Raw genomic sequence first — 20,430 nt, forward strand, 5'->3', positions numbered from 1 at the left:
TATGAAAAAAAAATACTTACTACTCATTATTCTTGTACTATTAGCTAAATCAACTTTTGCACAGATTCCTTTTGTGGGCGAAATAAGATTGTTTCCCGGCCAAATCGTTCCAAAAGGATGGATGAAATGCGAAGGGCAAACTTTGTCCATAAATTCAAACCAAGCTTTATTTAGTATTTTAGGTATCACCTACGGCGGCAATGGAACAACAACTTTTATGCTTCCTGATCTTAGAAATAAAATGGCTATTGGAGTTGATCAAACTAACACCACTTTAGGACAATCAAAAGCTGGAAATAATACTATAAAAACGGCTAATTTGCCTCCTCATGTACATTCGGTTACAATAAAAGCATCTTCGGCTACAGCAAATTCAAAGGTACCTTCATCAGCCGTATCATTGGCTGCCCCTTTCCAAAACTTTAATAATTCTAATCGAAATATTAATTATTACAATTCATCTTCTGCAAATGTTACACTTCCAGCTACAAGTTTATCCCTATCAAATTCTGGAGCAGGAAGTCCTGTTGCACTTCAGCCTAGTTTGTCAGGTAACTATTGTATAGCAGTTAACGGAATTTATCCATCTCACAATTAATAAAAATATGAAAATAAAATACATTTTAATATTTGTTCTTTTTCTATCCACAAAAGCAATTCAAGCACAAGTCGAATGTTACATAGGAGAAATTAGACTTTTCACTGGTAATTATGCTCCACTAGGATGGCATATTTGTGATGGAAGTGCTTTACAAATTAGCGGTAATGAAATATTATACACTTTAATAGGCACCACTTATGGCGGTGATGGCATAACGACATTTGCCTTGCCAGATTACCGAGGTCGTGTCGCAATAGGAGCATCGTCCAATTCACCTGAAGGAACAGTAGACGGATCAGAATCGATTACTTTAACAGTCAATAATTTACCCACACACACACATACCGGAAATATCAAAGTGAGTTCTGCAAAAGCAACAGCAAACGTTGCTTCCACCAACTCTTCTATTGCATCTCCTTCTATAACGGTAAACAATATAACAAGAGATGTGTTGGGTTATAATGAAAAGACACCAAACACTACTTTGGCTCCTGTAAGTTCAACTCCTGTTGGTAATAATTTACCCATAAATGTGATGCAACCTTACACAGCAATTAACTATATAATAGCCTTACAGGGCATATTCCCACGTAGTAATTAAAAACAGACAACATGAGAAAAATATACTCTATAATACTGGTCATATTCGTCTTTTCTAGTTCCATTTTTGCTCAATCGACAGAAACATTTGAGACAGAAAGTACTGGTAGTCTTTCTTTTACAGATAATAACGTAATTTTTAATATTACCTCACAAAAGGGAGGAACATTTGCAATATCAGCTTATGGCGGAACAGGATGGAGCGGTACAGCTCCCGATAATAAATATATTGACAATTCAAATACCGCAGATATTGGCATTCCAGTTCAATTTACAATTAAAAGCACTTCTTCTCCATTTAAATTAAAGTCAATTTATCTACTTCTGAGACAATCAGATTTAGATACTGGAGCAGGAACTTGCACAATAACAGGAAAACTAAACGGATCTACTGTCTTTACCACAACTGGAAATTCTGGATTTAATATTGACAACTCAATTAGTAATGGTTACACGAACATAGATTTGAGTACTTATGGAGGTTTCGATTATTCTAATGCGATAATAGATGAATATGTAATAAGTACTACCGGAACCTTTGAGTATGTTGCACTTGATGCTATGAAATGGGAAAAGATTCTCTCGACAATTACTGCACCTGCTAATTTGCCAACTTTTGCAGCGTGCTCAGGCACACCTTCTGCGCAACAATCCTTTACTGTTTCTGGCACAAATTTAAATAGCAATGTAACAATTACGCCTCCAACGGGTTATGAAATTTCTCTAAGTTCAGGCAGTAATTTTACTTCTAGCATTACCTTAGCTTCAGGCGGTTCAACACTATCTCCTACTCAGATATATGTACGTACAAATTCGAGCGCTAACAATAATCCATCAGGAAATATTGTCATTGCATCACTAGGAGCGCCAAGCGTTACTGTTGCTGTGTCAAGCACAATAACTCCTTCACCAATAGTAAGTCAATCACCTGTAAGCAAAGTAGTATGCTTTGGATCAAATACTACCTTTAGCATTACTGATTTGGGAGCAACTTCTTACCAATGGTATCAAGATGCAGCTGGTATTATAACTCCTGTTTCCAATGGAGGCACATCTCCTTCATTCTCCAATGCTACTACAAAGACATTAAGCATATCGAATGTAAACTCAAGTATAAACGGATATAAATATTACTGTATCGCTTCAAATGGCTCGTGCTCTATTACTACAAGTTCGGCTGTTTTGACCGTTTCTCCAGAAATTATCAGCAATGTTTCGGCTAACACCCCAAGTGCTTATGGAGCCAACAATGGTACAGCAACAGTTACTGTATCTGGAGGCAGTTCAAACTATTCTTATTCTTGGGCTCCTAGCGGTGGTACTCGTGCTACAGCTTCCGGTCTTGCTCCAATGACATATACCGTTACTATTACAGATAACTTTGCGTGTACCAGCACGCAAACAGTAGTAATAGCAGAATCTCCAGGAGCTTCTACTAATGTAACTTCACTAAGCGGATTTACTTCTTGTCCAAATTTACCTTCTTCTCCACAGAGCTTTAGAGTAAAAGCTGGTCAGTTATCTTCAAATTTAGATTTATCTGCTCCGGCAGGCTTTGAAATAGCAACAACGGCTGGAGGTTCTTACACCCCTAACTTATCTATCACACCTTCCGGTGGTATTGTAACCGATCGAAACATATTTATACGTATCGCTGCAACAGCCACAGGAACACCCTCTGGAAATTTAACTGTTTCTTCTACGGGAATTCCAACAAAAAATGTAGCATTATCTGGGACTATAACTCCAGTACCTGCAATAACTTCACAACCTTCTTCGAATACAATCTGTACAGGCGGCAGTACTACCTTTAATATAAATACAACTAATGCAACTTCATATAAATGGCAAGTAGATGAAGGTAGTGGATTTGGAGACATTTTAAATGGTGGTCCATATTCTGGTGTTACTAGTACTACTCTTACAATAACTGGGGCAACAGCAGCAATGAGAGGCAATGTATATAGAGCTTTGGCAACAAATAGCTGTAACACTACCGCCTATTCAAACAATGCTACACTAATTGTAAATTCTGCTCCGTCTATAACAACACAGCCTTCATCTACATCAGTTTGTATTGGTGACAATGCCGCTTTTTCTGTTACAGCATCTAATGCAACAGGATACCAATGGTATGTAGATAAAGGGACAGGATTTAACGCTATATCAAACAATGCTCAATTTTCTGGTGTTACTACCTCTACTCTTACAATAAATGGAGCAACTGCCGAACTAGGTGGTTATGCATATAGAGTAGTAGTGACAGGAGGATGTAATCCTTCCGCAACTTCAGTTAATGTAAACTTAACAATAAATTCTGCGCCTTCTATAACAGGACAGCCTTCTGCAAGCTCTGTGTGCCAAGGAGCTAATACTACCTTTACTGCTATTGCTTCTAATGCAACAATATATCAATGGCAGGTAGACAAAGGTGAAGGTGATGGATTTGCCAATATATCAGACGGTGGGCCTTATTCTGGAGTAAATAACGCAACTCTTACAGTAACTGGAGCGACAGTGGCAATGAACGGGTATTCATACAGAGCTATAGCAGCCGGCATTTGTACCCCTCCAGCCACTTCAAACAGTGCAAAGCTTACTGTAAATGCTGCTCCTGCTATTACATCAAACCCTTCATCAATAGCTATCTGCTCTGGTGGCACTACTACTTTTTCAGTAACTGCATCAAATGCAACAGCATACAAGTGGCAGGTAGATAATGGTCAAGGTGGAGGATTTGTCGATGTGCAAAACAACGCTCCTTACAGTGGTATTACTACTTCTACCCTAACTATAACTGGGGCGCCTGCGGCATTTAACGGATATAAATATAGAGCTGTCGTTGGCGGAACATGTCCCCCTTCAGCTACTTCAAGTAATGCAACCTTAACTGTTAACTATATTACTATACTTACACCGAAAGTTGACATAGCTTGTTTTGGTGATGCAACTGGTCAAGCAACTGCAACTGCAACTGGTGGAACTGGTTCCTATACATACTCATGGTCTAATGGAGGAGATACAGCCACTATAACAGGATTAATAGCAGGAACTTACAGTGTAACTGTGACAGATGAAAACTCATGTTCCAATACAGCTAGTGTGACAATAGGACAGCCAGCAAGTGCACTCACGCTTGCAAAAGGCACTGTAAATAATACTTCTTGTTATAGAGGTGCTAATGGAACAGCTCAAGTGATTGCTTCAGGCGGTACACGAAATTATACTTACTCTTGGAATACTAATCCTATCCAGACAACTGCAACTGCAACTGGACTTTCTGCCGGAACTTATACTGTAACCGTAAAAGATGCAAACCAATGTGTAAAAACACTTGATTTCCCTATATCTGAACCACCTGCATTTACAATAACTTCAAGTCAAACCAATATTTCTTGCAATGGCGGATCAAATGGTACAGCAACTGTAAATGTTACTGGAGGAACTGGAGCTTATACTTACTCTTGGGCTCCATCTGGAGGAAGTGCAGCAACTGCATCTGGTCTTCAAGCAGGAACTTATACTGTAACAATAAATGATGCTAACAACTGTCAGACTTCACAAAGATTTACCTTTATAGACCCACCAGTTTTAAACGCAACACAATCTCAGACAGATGTTTTATGCAATGGCGGAGCGACTGGAACTGCAACTGTTAGCGCATCTGGCGGTTCTGGCAACCTGACCTATTTGTGGACTCCATCTAGACAAACGGGAGCTACGGCTACTGGACTTTCTGCTGGTACTTACACTTGTAAAATTACAGATGCTAACAGCTGTTTTATTACCAAAACGTTTATCATTGGTGAACCCTCTGCACTAAACGCAAGTACAACTCAAATAGATGCTACTTGTTCTACGGGTGGTGAAGCCACAGTAATACCATCTGGAGGTGTTGGAGGTTATAGCTATTCTTGGGCACCTTCTGGAGGGATTGCTGCTACTGCACGCGGATTATCAGCTGGTACTTATCACTGTACAATCACAGATGGGAATGGTTGTTCTATTATCAGAAACGTTACCATCAATACAACCAATACTGTAGTCGCTACTGCTGATAAAACTGATGTACTTTGCAATGGAGCAAGTACAGGCTCTGCTTGGGTTGTTCCATCAGGAGCTCCTGGACCGTTTACCTACGAATGGACTCCAAATGTAGGAAACACTAGTAGAGTTTATGACCTAGCTGCAGGAAATTATTCTGTAAAAATTACCGCTAACAATGGCTGTTCTATTGTAAAAAACTTTACAATCAATGAACCGTCAGCTATTGTAATAACACCGGGAGCAAAAACAAATGTTAGCTGCAATGGCGGAAACAATGGTTCTGCAAGTGTTTCAGCAACCGGAGGAACTGGAACTTATACTTACTCATGGAATACAACACCTGTCCAATCAACAGCTACTGCAACTGGTCTTAAAGCGGGAACTTACACTGTAACCGTAAAAGATGCTAACTCTTGTACGAAAACACAAAGTGTCATCATAACAGAACCTGATGCACTTATTGCTACAACATCTCAAACTGATGTTTCTTGTAATGGAGGTTCTAACGGATCTGCAACAGTAAATGTAACTGGAGGAACAGGTCTTTATACCTATTCTTGGGCACCATCAGGAGGAACTAATGCGACTGCTTCTGGTTTAGCAGCAGGAACATATACAGTTACTGTCAAAGATGCCAATTTATGTCAGACTACGGCAACTGTAACTATAGCTGAACCACCTGTTCTTAAAGCAACGATAGCCAAAACAGATGTTTTATGTAATCAGGCAAATAACGGAACGGCAACTGTAACTCCTTCTGGAGGAACCTTTCCTTACACCTATTCATGGTCACCATCTGGAGGATCTGATGCTACTGCAACAGGATTAAGTCCAAACACTTATTTTGTTACAGTGACCGATGCAAATGGATGTTTTGTAACAGAGTCTGTACAGATTACTGAGCCTTCTGCCCTTTCAGCATCAGACACACATACCAATGTTTCCTGCAACGGTGGTAATAACGGCACGGCATCTGTAGTTGCAACTGGAGGAACTGGAACTTACACATACTCTTGGTCTCCATCTGGTGGAAATACTGCAACCGCAACTGGTCTTACTGCCGGAATATATACTGTAACGGTTACAGATGAGAATTTATGTTTTGTTACCAATACCATTACTATTACGGAACCTGATGCTTTAAATTTAACCACAACTCCTGTAGACGTATCTTGTCATAATGGAAATAACGGATCAGCTACAGTAAGCGTAACAGGTGGTACAGGTGCTTATTCTTATTCTTGGTTGCCATTTGGTGGAAATGCAGCAACTGCAACTAATCTTACTGCGGGAACTTACACTGTAACGGTTACAGATGCGAATTCTTGCTCCGCTTCTGCAACTGTCAAAATAATGCAGCCTGCTAATCCAGTTGTTTTAAATACGAATGCTATTTCAGAAATAACAGTAACTGGCGCTTCTTTATCTGGTACAGCATCTTCTGACGGAATAAACACAGATAATGGATCTTGTCTAACAGAGGTTGGTTTTGTATATGCACAGCATGCCAATCCAACAATTGACGACACTAGAATTAATGCTACAGCAACATTAGGAATATTTACAAATTCTCTATCTGGATTAAGAGGAAATAGAACTTACTATGTTAGAACGTATGCTGTAAACAGTAATGGTTTTGTCAATTATGGAAACGAAGTAAATTTTACAACACAAAAATATACTCTTACTATAACTGCTACAACAGGACATACAAAAGTGTATGGTACAGCTGATCCTGTATTCAATTATACTGCTTCAGGTTTTGCTAACGGAGACACAAACGCAATACTTAGCGGTCTACTTACAAGAGATGCTGGAGAAAATGTTGGAAAATACAACATCAAATTAGGAACAATCAATGCTGGTGCAGATTACGTAATTGCTTTTACTGGAGCAGAATTTGAAATTACAAAAGCTAACCAAACGATAACTTGGAATCAGACTCTAGAATTTGGCTGTGCCGATTCTAATAGTGTGGCTTTAACTGCAACAACCGACAGCGGTTTACCAGTTTCTTATGCCATTGCAAATGCAGCATTGGGTACAATTTCTGGATCGACATTAAACATTATAGAATCAGGAAACTCAACCATTACTGCAACACAAAATGGCGACGAAAATCATAATGCAGCGACAGCTATAGTTAAGCCATTAGAAATAAGCCAGTCCGGACTTGTTATACAGCAATGGGCAAATGTTCTGCTCTTTGACAACAAATCAAATAATTTTGTGGCTTGGCAATGGTATAAAAACGGAACAGCTATATCTGGCGCTACCCGTCAGTATTACAGCGAAATTCAGCCTTTAAATGGTACTTATCATGTAATTGCAAAAGATAAAAACGGAAATTCAATTAAATCTTGTCCAACTGAGACTACGGGAACGGCGTTCAGCAAGAAAATCAAAATCTATCCAAACCCAGTTAGACCAAGAGCAGAATTTACTTTAGAGTGTGATTTTAGCGAATCTCAACTAAACGGATCTGAGATAGTTATTTATGACATCACAGGAAAATTACTGCAGACTATTTCAAATGCAAAAGCCAAAAATCAGATTATTGCTCCGTCGCAGGCAGCCTTATACATTGTGGTTCTTAAACTGGCCGATGGTCAGCTTAAAACAATCAATTTATTGGTTAAATAAAAATGAGATTTAATTTAAAATTACAAGTAATGAAGATTAAAACCACTATAGCTATACTACTGCTGTTTAGCGTCACAATAAAAGCACAGGAAATTAATTTTAAAATTAATGGCGGTCCGTCGGGTATTCTCTATGATAGTACTATTGGAGACGGTAAACTGAAATTTGGCGGAGGAATAGGTGTTGGATACACCTATTTCTTCAGCGATCACTGGGGAATCTCAACAGGAGTTGATGTTACGTACAATCAAAATAGTTTTAAATTGAACAACGGAACCACAATTTCAACTTATGAAGTAGACGACCAGACTTCTGCATTTGAGTATCACGTAACACCAACTAACTATAAAGAAGAACAGCATTTTATTGGTGTAGCGATTCCGCTAATGATGCAATACAGAACCTCAATTGCTTCTCAGACACAATTGTATTTTGGATTTGGAGGAAAAATTATGTTTCCTGGAAAACAAACAGTAAAAGCTTCTGCTTCTGAGTTGCAACTGAGCGGTTATTATCCAGATTTAAATCTTTTGATTGATGATCTGCCTTCTCACGGATTTGGCAAAGTAACCAATTGGCAGGATAAAACAACGGTAAGCTTAGATCCAGCTTTTATGTTAAGTTTTGAAACTGGTCTTACATTCAAATTAAAAGAGAAAACTAAGCTTTACACTGGTTTGTACGTTGATTACGGTTTAACCGATTTAGCAAAAGAAACGCCAAGCACCAATATCGTGGCATACGATCCAAACGGGCTTGACAATATTCAGGCAAACGGCACAATTGGAAATAGTAAAATAGTTCAGGAAAGCCGTTATTTATCTGCTGGCATTCAGTTGAAATTAGGCTTTTCATTAGCAAAAACCAGACAAGAACCAGTTCAGCCAAAAGCAGAAACAGTTACTGAGACAGTTCAAGTTCAGCAGGAAGCTCCAGTACAGCAAAAAGCTGTTGAAACTTCGCCAGCCAAAAAAGAACTTTCAGCTCCTGAAAAAACCTATGTTGAAAAACCTCTCGCGTTTCAAGAAGTTGGAAATACAAGCGTAACGCCAGAACTTGCTTCAAGATTAGATGAAATTGCTAAAATCTTAAAATCAAATCAAGATACAGAACTGAATATTACTGGATATACTTGCGATATCGGAACAGAAAAACGCAATCTTGAAATTGGAATGAAAAGAGCCGAAGCTGTTGCCGAGTATTTAAAAAATAAAGGAATAGAATCTAACCGTATGCATTTATTTTCAAAAGGAGAAAGCGAGCCTTTGGTTCCTAATACTCCAGCAGAAAATAAACCTTTAAACAGAAGGGTTTCGCTTATACTGATAGACGCACAATAATTTTTTTAATCTGCAATTGTATAAAGCATGATGCAAGAGTTTAGCTCTTCATCATGCTTTTTCATTTTCATAAAACGCTACATTATCGCACATTACTTTCCAAATTTCATTTGAGTAAATTTTTATTTAAAAAACAATTCAAAAGCTAACAATTATCATATTTTCTTTCTTTTTTAATTCCTTCATTTGTTTTAATTAAAACAATACCAAACACTTAACCAATTCCTTATAACGTATTAATTGTTTCGCTATGCACATTGATACTGATTTGCTTTACACATGGGGAGCTGTAGCCAAAAAGGTTCCTAAAAACACCATTATTTTTTTTGAAAATGATGTTGCTCTTTCCTATTTTCAAATTTTAGAAGGAACTGTAAAAATGAGTTATACCAATGAAGATGGTAAAGATTTAACTGTTGGCATCTTTAATAACGGAAATAGTTTTGGCGAACCGCCACTTTTTATCGGGCAGCCCTACCCCGCTTCAGCAATTGCCCAGACGGACTGCGTTATTTTGAAATTATCCAAAACAAACTTTTTTTCTTTTCTTGAAGAAAACCCCGAAATGCAATTTAAGATACTCAAATTATTTGCATGGAAAATCTATAATAAAATTGTTTTTTCTAAAAATATAGTCAATCATAAACCGGAGCATCGCATTCAGTATTTTTTAGATAACTTAAAAAAACAGCATGATATCGCGTCATGTACAAAAATGAAAATTCCGTATACTAGACAAGAAATTGCAGATTTTACAGGTCTTCGCGTAGAAACCGTAATACGAACATTATCTCTTATGAACAAGAACAAAAAAATTGAAATCGTAGATCATAAATTATTTTATTAATGCTTATGATTTGAATCATACCCAAACAATTCTATTTTTTCTTTATTTGTATAAGAGTAAAAGAAATTATTAATTCAGTTCTAATATCTTTAAAAATAAAAACGGGAGCTTTAAAAAGTTCCCGTTTTTGTATTAAGAAATGACTTTGTTCATCATCCATTTTGAAATATTTTCTGCCCTTACTTTTATCTCATCGGCTTTTTCTCCTTCAAACAAATCATCTACTGTCTTTTTCCAAAGTTTTGTCCAATGTTTAAAATGAGCTTCTGTTAGCGCACTTTTCTGATCTAACATTCGATGTTTCAACATAGGATTACCATCAAAATTTCCTGTATGAAAAAGTATGTTATCCCAAAAATCATACATAATCGGGAGGTGTTTTTGCCAATTGACCATCGCCACATCTGTAAACAAGTATCCTATAGTCAAATCTGATTTTACCTTTAAGTAAAAAGAATCGACCAATACAATTATGTCATCTTTATTTTTAATATCTGTTTTCATATTTCTTTTGTTCTGAATAAATAATAAAAGATTAAAGATCCTTACGGTCAAATTTTCTAACCGAAATTACAAACGGAACAGCAATCCACAAAACAAGCAGCAGAAAAGAAATCAGCAACCCGACAGTTGTTCCGAAAAAATCTTTGAAAATGGCTCCAGTATAACCCATCATGGCCGACTGATCCAGATGCAACAGTATTTGTATTCTAGCCAAATCAATTGGACTTGATGCTGTAACACCAACCATAGCTTCTTCAATTGGGTATTCTGCAAACTGAAACAAAAGGAACAATACAATCGCATCAAATAGTATCGCAAAATACATCCAAAATAAAATTGCCAGACCTATTCCTTTTGCTTTATCTCGAGTTAAAATACAGCTCAAAAAAGCCAGCGATACAAAAACAATCGAAATTAGACTTCCAGACAGCAGCATCATCAATCCTGCCATTCCTGGCGCATTTAATAAAAGAGGAATTCCTGCTCCCAGAAAAAAAGCTAAAAGCATCGCTATAGAAAGTCCCGTAAACAAACTAATCCAGATTTTTTTTCTTTTGATAGGCTGGCTCAGTAACAGTTCTATAAACTCGGAACTGTTGTAAATATAAATGGTTGAAAAAAGTATCGATACCAGCGGAACTGTGAATAAAATAACATTCAAAACAGTCAATAAACCTTTGGCTGTATTATCTTCCAGCATAAAAGATCCCCAAGAAAGCAATGCTAGAATTAATGCATAACTCACAACAATCTTGTTTTTAAGAATATCCAGTAAGACTATTTTAATTATTCTGTTCATGCTGTTTTTCTTTTAATATTGTGGCAATAGATTTTGAAATTTTAGTTTCTCCAGTTGATTCCAAAAGATCTTTTATAGTTTTATGAAAATGTACTTTTCCGTCCTGCATAAAAATGATTTGAGTAATCATATCGTCCAGTTCACTTAGCAAATGCGAAGTAATCAAGATTAATTTTCCTTTGTTTTTCTCTTTAATGATTTTCTCCTTCAAGATTTCAGCTGCCAATGGATCTAGTCCTGCAGTCGGTTCGTCTAGAATTAAAACATCTGGGTTAAAAAGGAAAGCTAATGTTGCACTTACTTTCTGCGTTGTTCCCCCAGAAAGCGTCCTCATTTGTTTGTCGCTCATTTTATCCAATTTGAAAGCTTTTATCAAATCTTCATCCAATTCCTTCTTCGAATTCCGAATCTGCTTGATCATTTCTATAATCTGAGAAATGGTCATATTATCAGGATAACGGCCAATTTGGGGCATATAACCTATTTTATTTCGATATTCGAACTTCTTTAAAATAGACTCTTCATGAAGTAAAATATCACCACTATCAGGCAATACCATTCCAAGAATCGATTTTATCAAAGTTGTTTTTCCACAACCATTCGGACCTATAAGTGCAATGCATTCTCCAGCTTTAAACTCAAGGTTAACATCTTGCAAAACCTGTAGCCTTCCAAATTTTTTATTTATATTTTTTAAAGTAATCATAGTACAAAAGATTTCATTTCGGGAGATTCATCGACAAAATTATCGGGTGTTATACTGGGCAAGATTTTTTCTGATTTATCCAAAAGCGTAATCATAAAACTTCGGAACAAAAGCATAGCCGACGGATTGTTTTCTGTAATAACAGCAAAAAGACTCAGCGGATGAAAAGGCACATCGCCAATTCCGTCCCGATTTAAATCGTAGCCTTCATATTTATCCCAATAATTATTATTGAAATGATTTAGAACAAGGCTTCCATTAGTACTGATATCGAAAGTATTGGAAAGAAAATTATTAAACGAAATTACATTATCCATACAGCTTGCCTGTACTTTCATTCCCCAGCCGTTGTCTTTAAAAATATTTCGTTCCAGTTTTACACGGCTTGTTCCTTCCATGTAAATTCCAGAAGTATTTCGGATAAATTTATTTCCAACAATATAGCTGTCTGAAATTTCTTTGAGCAATAAACCATAAGCGGCATCACCCCAATTCTCTTCAAAATAATTGTTAAACATTTTTACATTTCTAGTAAACATAACCGCCACTCCAGCGCCATTATTTTTAAAAACATTGCCGATGTAAGCATCATCATTGGAGAACATAAAATGCAATCCGTAACGAATGTTGGTTTTAGATACATTTCGCCAGATAACAGAATTAGAAACAAACTCAAAATAAATTCCGTCACGATGTCCCGAAATTCTATTTCCTATAATCTGCATGCTATCGCTTTTCCAACAATGAATACCATTCCCGATACGCTGTTCTTCTTTTTGATAGGCTTTTATAGTATTATTTTTTACGATGCAGTTTGATCCTTTCTGAACATAAATTCCGAAAAAGTTATTCTCTAAAAAATTGTCTTTTACGACAACTCCGATTTTATCATATATTTTTATTCCACAGGGATCATTAAGGGAAGCATATCCTGAATTGATCACTTTAAATCCAGAAAAAATTACGCTGTCGGCTTTTATTGAAACTACTTCATATTTTTGCTGTCCGTCCAGAACTGGCAAGTCTTTTCCTTGTAGAATTAATTTTTTATCTATAATAATATTGCCTTCTCGATAAATGCCTTTATTGACTATAATGGTGTCACCAGATTTGGCAAGTTCTATTGCCTTTTTAATTGTTTTAACTGACTTATCTGAACCTACTTCAATCTTTTGAGACCAGAGACAATTAAAAAACAATAGGAATGAAAGGCAAAAATGAAATTTCATGATTTAAGATTTTAATTAAGACGCCCTTTTAGGAATCATTATTTTCAAGACATAGAAACATATTCCCGAAGCTTCGGTTTTCTAGTTATTCAAAATTGCCGTCCATTCTATTTCAAGTCCTTTTGACTGTGCTTCAAAAGCCTTTGCCTCACTCTTATTAGAAAAAGCGGCAATATTTCCGTTCATCGGACTTTTTATCGTGCCACCCGAAACAAAAAAGGCATTTTCTGCCTTAATGAGTTCATTATTTTTGTTGTAATCGTGTACGTAATATGCTTTTATTTTGGTGTCTTTGTGCTCTTTACCATAATGTGCCATACAAGCAATATCATCAAACTTGTACGCCCTTCCTTTCTCCGTAATAATTTCGGCTCCATGTCTTCCGTCACTAATTCCCATCATACAGAAATCACAATTATCTGTATTTAGTTTAATAGGAACAGCCTTGTCTCCAGAACATGAAAAAAGAAAAGCAGGAACCAGCAAAACGCCCAAGAGCCGACCAGAGGGTTTAGTATATTTTTCCTTTATAATAGCAGCAAACAGCAAAGCTCCCACTGCTATCAGCATCCAACCTCCAATATCAGGAATTGAATAAGCACCAAAATTTAACAGCTGTTTGTAGCCAAGCATTGGTGGCTGATATGCCATTCCAGGAACTCTAATAGCAGCATTCGGATCTAGATTATGTCCATATTCATAGTTCCATCTGTAGAAATCGCAAGCAGATAATATTCCAAAAATCACAAAAGAAAAGAAGAAAATAAAGAGTGCTTTTCTATTTGATTTCCATGCACAAGCAATTGAAACAATTCCTAATCCTGCAAGAATAAAAGGCAGCACTTTAAACTCAATAAAATCCTCTGTATGCAGAGTTTTCATTCCAATGTAATGATTCAATCCGTTTATAATATCTACATCACCAGAAATTTTAGAAGCATGAAGTTTTAAAACCAAACCTTCTGGATATTGTGGTGCTGTAAGCTCGATTTTCCAGATTGGAAAAAAAATAGCGCCAATCAATAAAAGTCCTGATAAAAAGAGCATTATTCTGGAAAAAGGGGATAGTTTTTTATTTTTCATAATAATTCAAAATAAAAGGGAACAAAGAATACTTTGTTCCCTTATGGTTACTGACTATTCTTTTGGTAAATTGGTACCTACGCTGTAAGTAATCGGAACGTTGCTTCCTGCTGGCGAAACTCGCACATATCCTTGCATTTCTTGGTGCAGTGCACTGCAGAAGTCTGTACAATAGAATGGGAAGATTCCTTTTTTCTCAGGAACCCATTTTAATGTTAAGGTTTCTCCTGGCATGATTAGCAATTCAGCGTTGTTTGCCCCTTTTATGGCAAATCCGTGAGGAACATCCCAGTCTTGCTCAAGGTTGGTAACATGGAAATATACTTCATCTCCTACACGAATTCCTTCGATATTATCTGGGGCAAAGTGCGAACGAATACAAGTCATATAAATATGCACTTTATTGCCTTCTCGAACCACTTTAGATTCTTTTTCACCTTTAGTCGCAAAAGGATGTTTGTTGGCTGCAATATCATAATATTTCAGCTGTCCATTATTTCTAACTTTATCTGCTGGAATACCTTGTGCGTAGTGCGGTTCTCCAATAGTCGGGAAATCCAGAAGCAATTTCATTTTATCTCCGCTGATGTCAAACAACTGAGCACTTTGTGCCAATTCTGGACCAGTTGGCAAGTAACGGTCTTTGGTAATTTTATTGTAAACCACCATGTATTTTCCAAATGGTTTTTCTGTATTTCCACCAGGAACCATTAAGTGTCCAGGAGAATAATAAGTTGCTTTTCTGTCTAAAACTTTTAAGTCTTTGATGTTCCATTTAACCACTTCAGACGAAACGAACATTGTGGTATAAGCATTTCCTTTTCCGTCAAATTCTGTGTGAAGAGGTCCTAAACCAGGTTTTTGAACTTCTCCATGAAGAGCAGCTTCATATTTCACAACCGGAATTCCAGCATAATTGCCATCAAACTGTTTTTTAGCAATCGCGTCTTTTAATTTTGTAAAACTGAATACAGGAATTAAAGCTGCTAATTTTCCACTACCTACAATATATTCTCCTGTTGGATCAATATCACAGCCGTGTGGTGATTTCGGACATGGAATCATGTAACAGATATCTTTAAGCTCTGAAGCGTCTAGAGTTAGAACCTCATTCTTAATTTCAGATTTAGCACTTTGAGTTTTTTCATCCCAAGTATTGTGGGCATATTTTGCAGGAATTCGTTTTCCTTTTCCAGCTTTAATATATTCTTCTGCTTTTTTCCAGTTTACCGCCATGATAAAATCCTTATCATTTTTAGAAGCATTAACTTCCAATAAGGTATTGGCTTGTTCTGTATTATAACATGAGAAGAAAAACCAACCATGAGATTCTTTTTTACCAGGGTGGCTAAGGTCAAAATTAACACCCGGAGCTACGATTTGGAAAGCAAGATCCAATTCTCCTTCTTTTCCAACTTTCACAAAACTTAAATATCCTTTAAAGTTTTTCTTGTACGTATTAATTGGAACATCTCCATTGTCATTATCCGCAGGAACACTAAAACGGCTGGCTCCTACCACATATTCTGTATTTTGGGTAATAAATGGCGAAGAGTGATTTCCTCCGCAATTTGGAAGCTCAATAATTTCTGCTGTTTTGAACGTTTTCAAATCAATACGCGCAATACGTGGCGTATTATTCGCATTAGCAAAAATCCATCGTCCATCTACTTCTCCATTGGTTTGTGATAAATCTAAGTGATGCTGATCATCCCAAGGCACATAACCATGTGAAGTATTCAACATTGGTTTTGTTTCTTCACTGTAACCATAACCGCTTTGCGGATCTTGAGAAAAAACCGGCATTACCTTTAGCAATCTTCCGCTCGGAAGTCCGTAAACACTGACCTGACCGCTAAAACCGCCCGATACAAAGTTGTAGAATTCATCATATTTTCCGGGTGCTACATACACTTTTTGGGCCGCATCGCCTTCAACAGCATCTGTAGAATCTTTCGGTTTGCACGAAACAAACAAAGCACACCCTAACGTAACAACGAAAATCGATTTTAAAAATTTATTTTTCATAAGGCTATTATTTTGATTTTGATTCCTTTTAATTATTTCACTCCATCATTCTGGCGCATATATTCCAAAATAGATCTTGCTTCATCTTCTGTTAACCCTTGGTTAGGCATACGAATCATGCAAAGCTCTAATTGCGCTTGCAATTCTGGGTCTTTATCAATCATTGGGTCTGGATTGGTAATAAAATTCATGATCCATTGAGGTGTTCTTCTTTCTGTTACCCCTTTCCATCCCGGACCAACTAATTTTTCATCTGTTGGTTTATGACAGGAGGTACATTTTACTTCGGCAGTCTTAAGCCCTTTTTCAGCTAATACTTTATCCAAAGAAGCTCCTAATTCAACTGTTTCATACTTCCCAAGACCTCTTTTTGGATCGTAAGATTCTGCATCAGCTGTTTTTTCAGCTGTTTTCTCAGCTGCAGTTGGAGTAGAAAAATCCTGATCGGTCTTTGACTTTTCTTTCCCGCATGATGTTAGCAGGACAAAACCAAACATTGTTAATAAGAATAGTTTGTTCATTACTTTGTTTTTTACTTGTTAAACTTTTGATCAAAATTCCAAAACTTGTTTTTCTCAAAGTATGATTACAATCATATCCTCAAAAAAAAGTTCATAATACCTTCGTATTCTCAAAAATCAACAAGCAATGAAATTTTGCATTTACATATTTTTGTTTGCAGTGGTATTTCGTCCAGCATTTCCATTTCTGGATTATGTGGTCAACTACCATTACATTGCAACTGAATTATGCGAAAACAAAAATGCCCCTGAACTTCATTGTAACGGAAAATGTCATTTGAAAAAAGAATTAGCAAAAAGCTATAAAAATGACACACCAGCTTCTAACGAAAAGAAAAGTGAAACAACAGAAACTGTGGTTCTGCTTATTGTAAAAATCCCAGTATTTTCTTTTGAAAAAAATAGAGCTCCTACTTTTATAGTAAATGCATTTTACAACAACTTATATTCTCATTTAGAGGCTGTCAATATCTTGCGCCCTCCAATTTTCATTTGATTTTTATTTCATTCTTTTCCTTCTATCGAATTCATTCGGCAGACCTTTTATTATCATTATTTAAATTAAAATCTCATGAAAATTTTAAAATACACAGCCATTTTATTTCTAGCAATTACCTCATTCTCTTGCTCTTCTGACGACAATTCTTCTTCAACTCCAGTTGATGAAACAAGCGGACTTCATAAAATACAGGAAATCGCAAATGACACTCATATAATAGAATTATTCTCATCAACAGGTTCTTTGGTGCAGGGTTACAATCATATTTCACTTCGAATAAAAGACAAGAAAACCAGTACTTATATTACCGATGCTAAACTTGAATGGGCACCGCTTATGCACATGAGCATGATGCAGCATTCTTGTCCTAAATCAGTTGTTACTAAAGCATCAGACAAAAAGACTTTGTACGAAGGCGATATCATTTTTCAGATGGCACAAAATGCAACAGAGTATTGGGAACTCAGTTTTAATTACACCGTTAATAATGTTGCGTATACTGCAGCAGACAAAATAAATGTTCCTGCATCGGCAAAACGAACTGTAAGCTCTTTTAAAGGAAGCGACGGAAGCAATTATGTAATTGCCTATATCGCACCATCTTCTCCAAAAGTGGCAATAAACGACATGACAGTAGGAATTTACAAAATGAAGGATATGATGACTTTTGAGGCTGTAAATAATTTCAAAATCAAAATCGATCCAAGAATGCCAAGTATGGGTAATCATGGTTCTCCAAACAATACAGATTTGCTTCAATCTGAAACCAATGGATTCTATAAAGGAAAACTATCTCTAACCATGACAGGATATTGGAAAATAAATCTGCAGGTTCTCAATGAAAAAGATGAAATTCTAAAAGGAGAAGCTATTACTGCTGACAAAACAGAAAGTAGTCTCTATTTTGAAATTGAATTTTAAATCTAAAAAAAACAATCAGAAAGAGACATAAAACAATTTGTCTCTTTCTATTAAAGTAAGAAATGATGAAAAATCTAACAGCAACCTTCTTGGCTGTATTTTCAACAATATGCTGGGCGCAGGAAAAACCAAATGATAGTATTGAAACCGTAAAGCTTAACGAAATAATTGTCATTGGAAGTAAACCTTCTTTACATCTAAAACAATCAAAATCATTAACCTCTGTAGAAGAGTATCTCTCAAAATCATCAAAAGTAAATATGATTAAAAGAGGGGCGTATGCCTGGGAACCTGTTATAAATAACATGGCTACAGAACGTACCGTGATTACGATTGACGGAATGCGCATATTTGGCGCCTGTACCGACAAAATGGATCCGATTACTTCTTATGTTGAGGTTTCAAATTTGGCCGAAGCCAGCGTAGCATCTGGACAGCAGGCAAGCTGTCACGGTGCCGGAATTGGCGGATCTGTCGATTTAAAACGCAATCAGTTTAGTGATAAAAATACAGGCTGGAACGGCAGTTTAAATTCTGGTTTTGAAAGCAATAATCTTCAAAAAATTATTGGTGCGTCTTTAGGCTATAATGATTCTAGATTTTATACCCATATCGATTTTATGCATCGTGATGCCGATAATTATAAAGCAGGAGGCAATAAAGAAATCAGTTTTTCTCAATTTACCAAATACAATATTTCTACCAGTGCAGGATATTTTATTAACAAACAAAATCTCTTGGAAGCTTCTGTAATTTATGACAAAGCGACAAATGTGGGCTACCCTGCCCTTCCTATGGATGTTTCTTTCGCCGAAGCTAAAATTGTATCTCTAAGTTATAAATATCTTCCAAAATCTAACCTTATAACAAACTGGGAAACAAAAGGATATTTCAATTCTATAACCCACAAAATGGACGATACCAAAAGACCAAGCGTACCGATACACATGGATATGCCAGGATGGTCTGATACTTATGGTTATTATTCGAGAATTAACGGAAAAATTAAAAACCATAGTTTTCTAGCCGACTTGAATGGTTTTTACAATAAGTCAATTGCAGAGATGACAATGTATCCTTCAGATCCTAACGAAAATCTGATGTTTATGTATACGTGGCCGGATGTCAGAACTTTGTACAACGGATTGTCTTTAGAAGATAATATTACTATTTCCGAAAAAGATCATATGAGAATTGGCGCAAATCTCGGATTCCAGAATAATACCGTAGCAAATGATTTCGGATTAGCGAGTCTCCGAATTTTTTACCCTGATATGGATGCTTCAAAAAACCGTTTTCTAAAAAGCTTTGCCACAAATTATACCAAAAATGAAGGACAGCTTGAGTTCGGATTTGGTTTGGCTTATGCCGAAAGAGCTCCTTCGGTTTCTGAAGGCTACGGATTTTATCTGTATAATAGCAGTGATTTTTATGATTATATCGGAAATCCCAATCTAAAAAATGAAAATGCTCTCGAAGGAAACTTTTCTGTTGGGTATAAAACATCGCAAATCAAAGCAAAAATCACAGGATCCTACTTCTATTTTTCAAACTATATAATAGGTAAAATTGATCCTAATACACTTCCTATGACTATTGGTGCTTCTGGAGTAAAAAGATATGAAGCCATTGACAATGCCAAAATATTCAACACTGATTTTAATCTGACTTATGATTTTCTGGAAAATTGGCAATTCAAATCGCAACTGACTTATAGTTTTGGAAAAGATAATGAAGGAAATAATTTGCCATTTATAAGTCCGATTAAATACAGCGCTGGAATCGATTTTCAGAAAGAAAATTTTAATGCTGGAATTAATGTTTTAGGAAATCTGGCTCAAAATGAATTTGCAAAAGTGTACGGACAAACTAAAACTCAAGATTATCTTATTTTTGGACTTAATGCAGGCTATACTTTCAATTGGAGCCAAAACAAAATAAAAATACAAACTGGTGTAGAAAACATTTTTGACAAATATTACACCACTTATGCCGACTGGAATAAAATTCCGCGAATGGGACGAAATGTCTTTGTAAATCTCACATTCAATTTTCATTAAAA

General features: G+C 36.3%; 15 protein-coding genes. 8 read left to right on the top strand and 7 right to left on the bottom strand.

The genetic code is table 11. The features are described 5' to 3' along the window. The first annotated feature begins 1 nt into the window (after nucleotide 1). From AAYQ05_RS17200 to AAYQ05_RS17220, 5 genes are all read left to right on the top strand, one after another. The gene (locus tag AAYQ05_RS17200) at nucleotides 2–598 is read left to right on the top strand and encodes a phage tail protein (protein WP_343544620.1); all 597 of its coding nucleotides are present in this window, start codon (nucleotides 2–4) and stop codon (nucleotides 596–598) included. 7 nt (nucleotides 599–605) lie between these two features. Then, on the top strand, nucleotides 606–1,202 hold the full coding sequence (locus AAYQ05_RS17205) for a phage tail protein (protein ID WP_343544621.1): 597 nt from the start codon (nucleotides 606–608) through the stop codon (nucleotides 1,200–1,202). Between the two features lie 11 nt (nucleotides 1,203–1,213). Further along, nucleotides 1,214–7,891, top strand: coding sequence for an MBG domain-containing protein (locus AAYQ05_RS17210; RefSeq protein WP_343544622.1), 6,678 nt, complete (start codon nucleotides 1,214–1,216; stop codon nucleotides 7,889–7,891). A gap of 29 nt (nucleotides 7,892–7,920) precedes the next feature. Then, nucleotides 7,921–9,231: an OmpA family protein gene (locus AAYQ05_RS17215; RefSeq protein WP_343544623.1), complete on the top strand. Its 1,311-nt coding sequence runs from the start codon at nucleotides 7,921–7,923 to the stop codon at nucleotides 9,229–9,231. Nucleotides 9,232–9,481: 250 nt separating this feature from the next. Then, nucleotides 9,482–10,078, top strand: a complete 597-nt coding sequence (locus AAYQ05_RS17220) for a Crp/Fnr family transcriptional regulator (RefSeq protein ID WP_281632765.1) — start codon at nucleotides 9,482–9,484, stop codon at nucleotides 10,076–10,078. Nucleotides 10,079–10,210: 132 nt separating this feature from the next. Here the strand turns inward: AAYQ05_RS17220 and AAYQ05_RS17225 are convergent, their stop codons facing one another. From AAYQ05_RS17225 to AAYQ05_RS17255, 7 genes are all read right to left on the bottom strand, one after another. Next, the gene (locus AAYQ05_RS17225) at nucleotides 10,211–10,582 is read right to left on the bottom strand and encodes a group III truncated hemoglobin (protein ID WP_281632766.1); all 372 of its coding nucleotides are present in this window, start codon (nucleotides 10,580–10,582) and stop codon (nucleotides 10,211–10,213) included. Nucleotides 10,583–10,613: 31 nt separating this feature from the next. Continuing rightward, nucleotides 10,614–11,381 (bottom strand): ABC transporter permease, encoded by a 768-nt coding sequence (locus AAYQ05_RS17230; protein WP_343544624.1) that lies wholly within the window; start codon nucleotides 11,379–11,381, stop codon nucleotides 10,614–10,616. Beyond that, nucleotides 11,365–12,087, bottom strand: a complete 723-nt coding sequence (locus AAYQ05_RS17235) for an ABC transporter ATP-binding protein (protein ID WP_343544625.1) — start codon at nucleotides 12,085–12,087, stop codon at nucleotides 11,365–11,367. Before AAYQ05_RS17235 ends, AAYQ05_RS17230 begins: the two co-directional genes overlap by 17 nt. Then, nucleotides 12,084–13,316 carry a nitrous oxide reductase family maturation protein NosD gene (locus AAYQ05_RS17240; protein WP_343544626.1) on the bottom strand — a complete coding sequence of 411 codons (1,233 nt, stop codon included), beginning with the start codon at nucleotides 13,314–13,316 and terminating at the stop codon, nucleotides 12,084–12,086. The genes AAYQ05_RS17235 and AAYQ05_RS17240 overlap by 4 nt, the downstream gene beginning before the upstream one ends. An 81-nt stretch (nucleotides 13,317–13,397) precedes the next feature. Then, on the bottom strand, nucleotides 13,398–14,363 hold the full coding sequence (locus AAYQ05_RS17245) for a nitrous oxide reductase accessory protein NosL (RefSeq protein ID WP_343544627.1): 966 nt from the start codon (nucleotides 14,361–14,363) through the stop codon (nucleotides 13,398–13,400). Between the two features lie 90 nt (nucleotides 14,364–14,453). Then, nucleotides 14,454–16,427: a Sec-dependent nitrous-oxide reductase gene (nosZ, locus tag AAYQ05_RS17250; RefSeq protein WP_343544628.1), complete on the bottom strand. Its 1,974-nt coding sequence runs from the start codon at nucleotides 16,425–16,427 to the stop codon at nucleotides 14,454–14,456. A 32-nt stretch (nucleotides 16,428–16,459) separates the two neighbouring features. Next, nucleotides 16,460–16,948 carry a c-type cytochrome gene (locus tag AAYQ05_RS17255; protein WP_343544629.1) on the bottom strand — a complete coding sequence of 163 codons (489 nt, stop codon included), beginning with the start codon at nucleotides 16,946–16,948 and terminating at the stop codon, nucleotides 16,460–16,462. Nucleotides 16,949–17,075: 127 nt separating this feature from the next. On the opposite strand from AAYQ05_RS17255, the gene AAYQ05_RS17260 reads away from it, so the two are divergent. The 3 genes from AAYQ05_RS17260 (at nucleotide 17,076) to AAYQ05_RS17270 (ending at nucleotide 20,428) form a co-directional block, all read left to right on the top strand. After that, the gene (locus AAYQ05_RS17260) at nucleotides 17,076–17,444 is read left to right on the top strand and encodes a hypothetical protein (RefSeq protein WP_343544630.1); all 369 of its coding nucleotides are present in this window, start codon (nucleotides 17,076–17,078) and stop codon (nucleotides 17,442–17,444) included. A 75-nt stretch (nucleotides 17,445–17,519) separates the two neighbouring features. Then, nucleotides 17,520–18,368: a hypothetical protein gene (locus tag AAYQ05_RS17265; RefSeq protein ID WP_343544631.1), complete on the top strand. Its 849-nt coding sequence runs from the start codon at nucleotides 17,520–17,522 to the stop codon at nucleotides 18,366–18,368. Nucleotides 18,369–18,430: 62 nt separating this feature from the next. Continuing rightward, nucleotides 18,431–20,428 (top strand): TonB-dependent receptor, encoded by a 1,998-nt coding sequence (locus AAYQ05_RS17270; protein WP_343544632.1) that lies wholly within the window; start codon nucleotides 18,431–18,433, stop codon nucleotides 20,426–20,428. Nucleotides 20,429–20,430 lie beyond the last annotated feature (2 nt).

This window comes from Flavobacterium movens (assembly GCF_039581425.1).
In the GTDB taxonomy this organism is placed as follows: Bacteria; Bacteroidota; Bacteroidia; order Flavobacteriales; family Flavobacteriaceae; genus Flavobacterium; species Flavobacterium luteolum.

Excerpts from the sequence above, each read along its gene's own strand:
- AAYQ05_RS17200 (WP_343544620.1), top strand. The coding sequence starts at position 2 with ATGAAAAAAAAATACTTACTACTCATTATTCTTGTACTATTAGCTAAA.
- AAYQ05_RS17225 (WP_281632766.1), bottom strand. The coding sequence starts at position 10,582 with ATGAAAACAGATATTAAAAATAAAGATGACATAATTGTATTGGTCGAT.
- AAYQ05_RS17235 (WP_343544625.1), bottom strand. The coding sequence starts at position 12,087 with ATGATTACTTTAAAAAATATAAATAAAAAATTTGGAAGGCTACAGGTT.
- AAYQ05_RS17255 (WP_343544629.1), bottom strand. The coding sequence starts at position 16,948 with ATGAACAAACTATTCTTATTAACAATGTTTGGTTTTGTCCTGCTAACA.
- AAYQ05_RS17265 (WP_343544631.1), top strand. The coding sequence starts at position 17,520 with ATGAAAATTTTAAAATACACAGCCATTTTATTTCTAGCAATTACCTCA.
- nosZ (WP_343544628.1), bottom strand. The coding sequence starts at position 16,427 with ATGAAAAATAAATTTTTAAAATCGATTTTCGTTGTTACGTTAGGGTGT.
- AAYQ05_RS17260 (WP_343544630.1), top strand. The coding sequence starts at position 17,076 with ATGAAATTTTGCATTTACATATTTTTGTTTGCAGTGGTATTTCGTCCA.
- AAYQ05_RS17210 (WP_343544622.1), top strand. The coding sequence starts at position 1,214 with ATGAGAAAAATATACTCTATAATACTGGTCATATTCGTCTTTTCTAGT.
- AAYQ05_RS17205 (WP_343544621.1), top strand. The coding sequence starts at position 606 with ATGAAAATAAAATACATTTTAATATTTGTTCTTTTTCTATCCACAAAA.
- AAYQ05_RS17230 (WP_343544624.1), bottom strand. The coding sequence starts at position 11,381 with ATGAACAGAATAATTAAAATAGTCTTACTGGATATTCTTAAAAACAAG.
- AAYQ05_RS17245 (WP_343544627.1), bottom strand. The coding sequence starts at position 14,363 with ATGCTCTTTTTATCAGGACTTTTATTGATTGGCGCTATTTTTTTTCCA.
- AAYQ05_RS17240 (WP_343544626.1), bottom strand. The coding sequence starts at position 13,316 with ATGAAATTTCATTTTTGCCTTTCATTCCTATTGTTTTTTAATTGTCTC.
- AAYQ05_RS17215 (WP_343544623.1), top strand. The coding sequence starts at position 7,921 with ATGAAGATTAAAACCACTATAGCTATACTACTGCTGTTTAGCGTCACA.
- AAYQ05_RS17270 (WP_343544632.1), top strand. The coding sequence starts at position 18,431 with ATGATGAAAAATCTAACAGCAACCTTCTTGGCTGTATTTTCAACAATA.
- AAYQ05_RS17220 (WP_281632765.1), top strand. The coding sequence starts at position 9,482 with ATGCACATTGATACTGATTTGCTTTACACATGGGGAGCTGTAGCCAAA.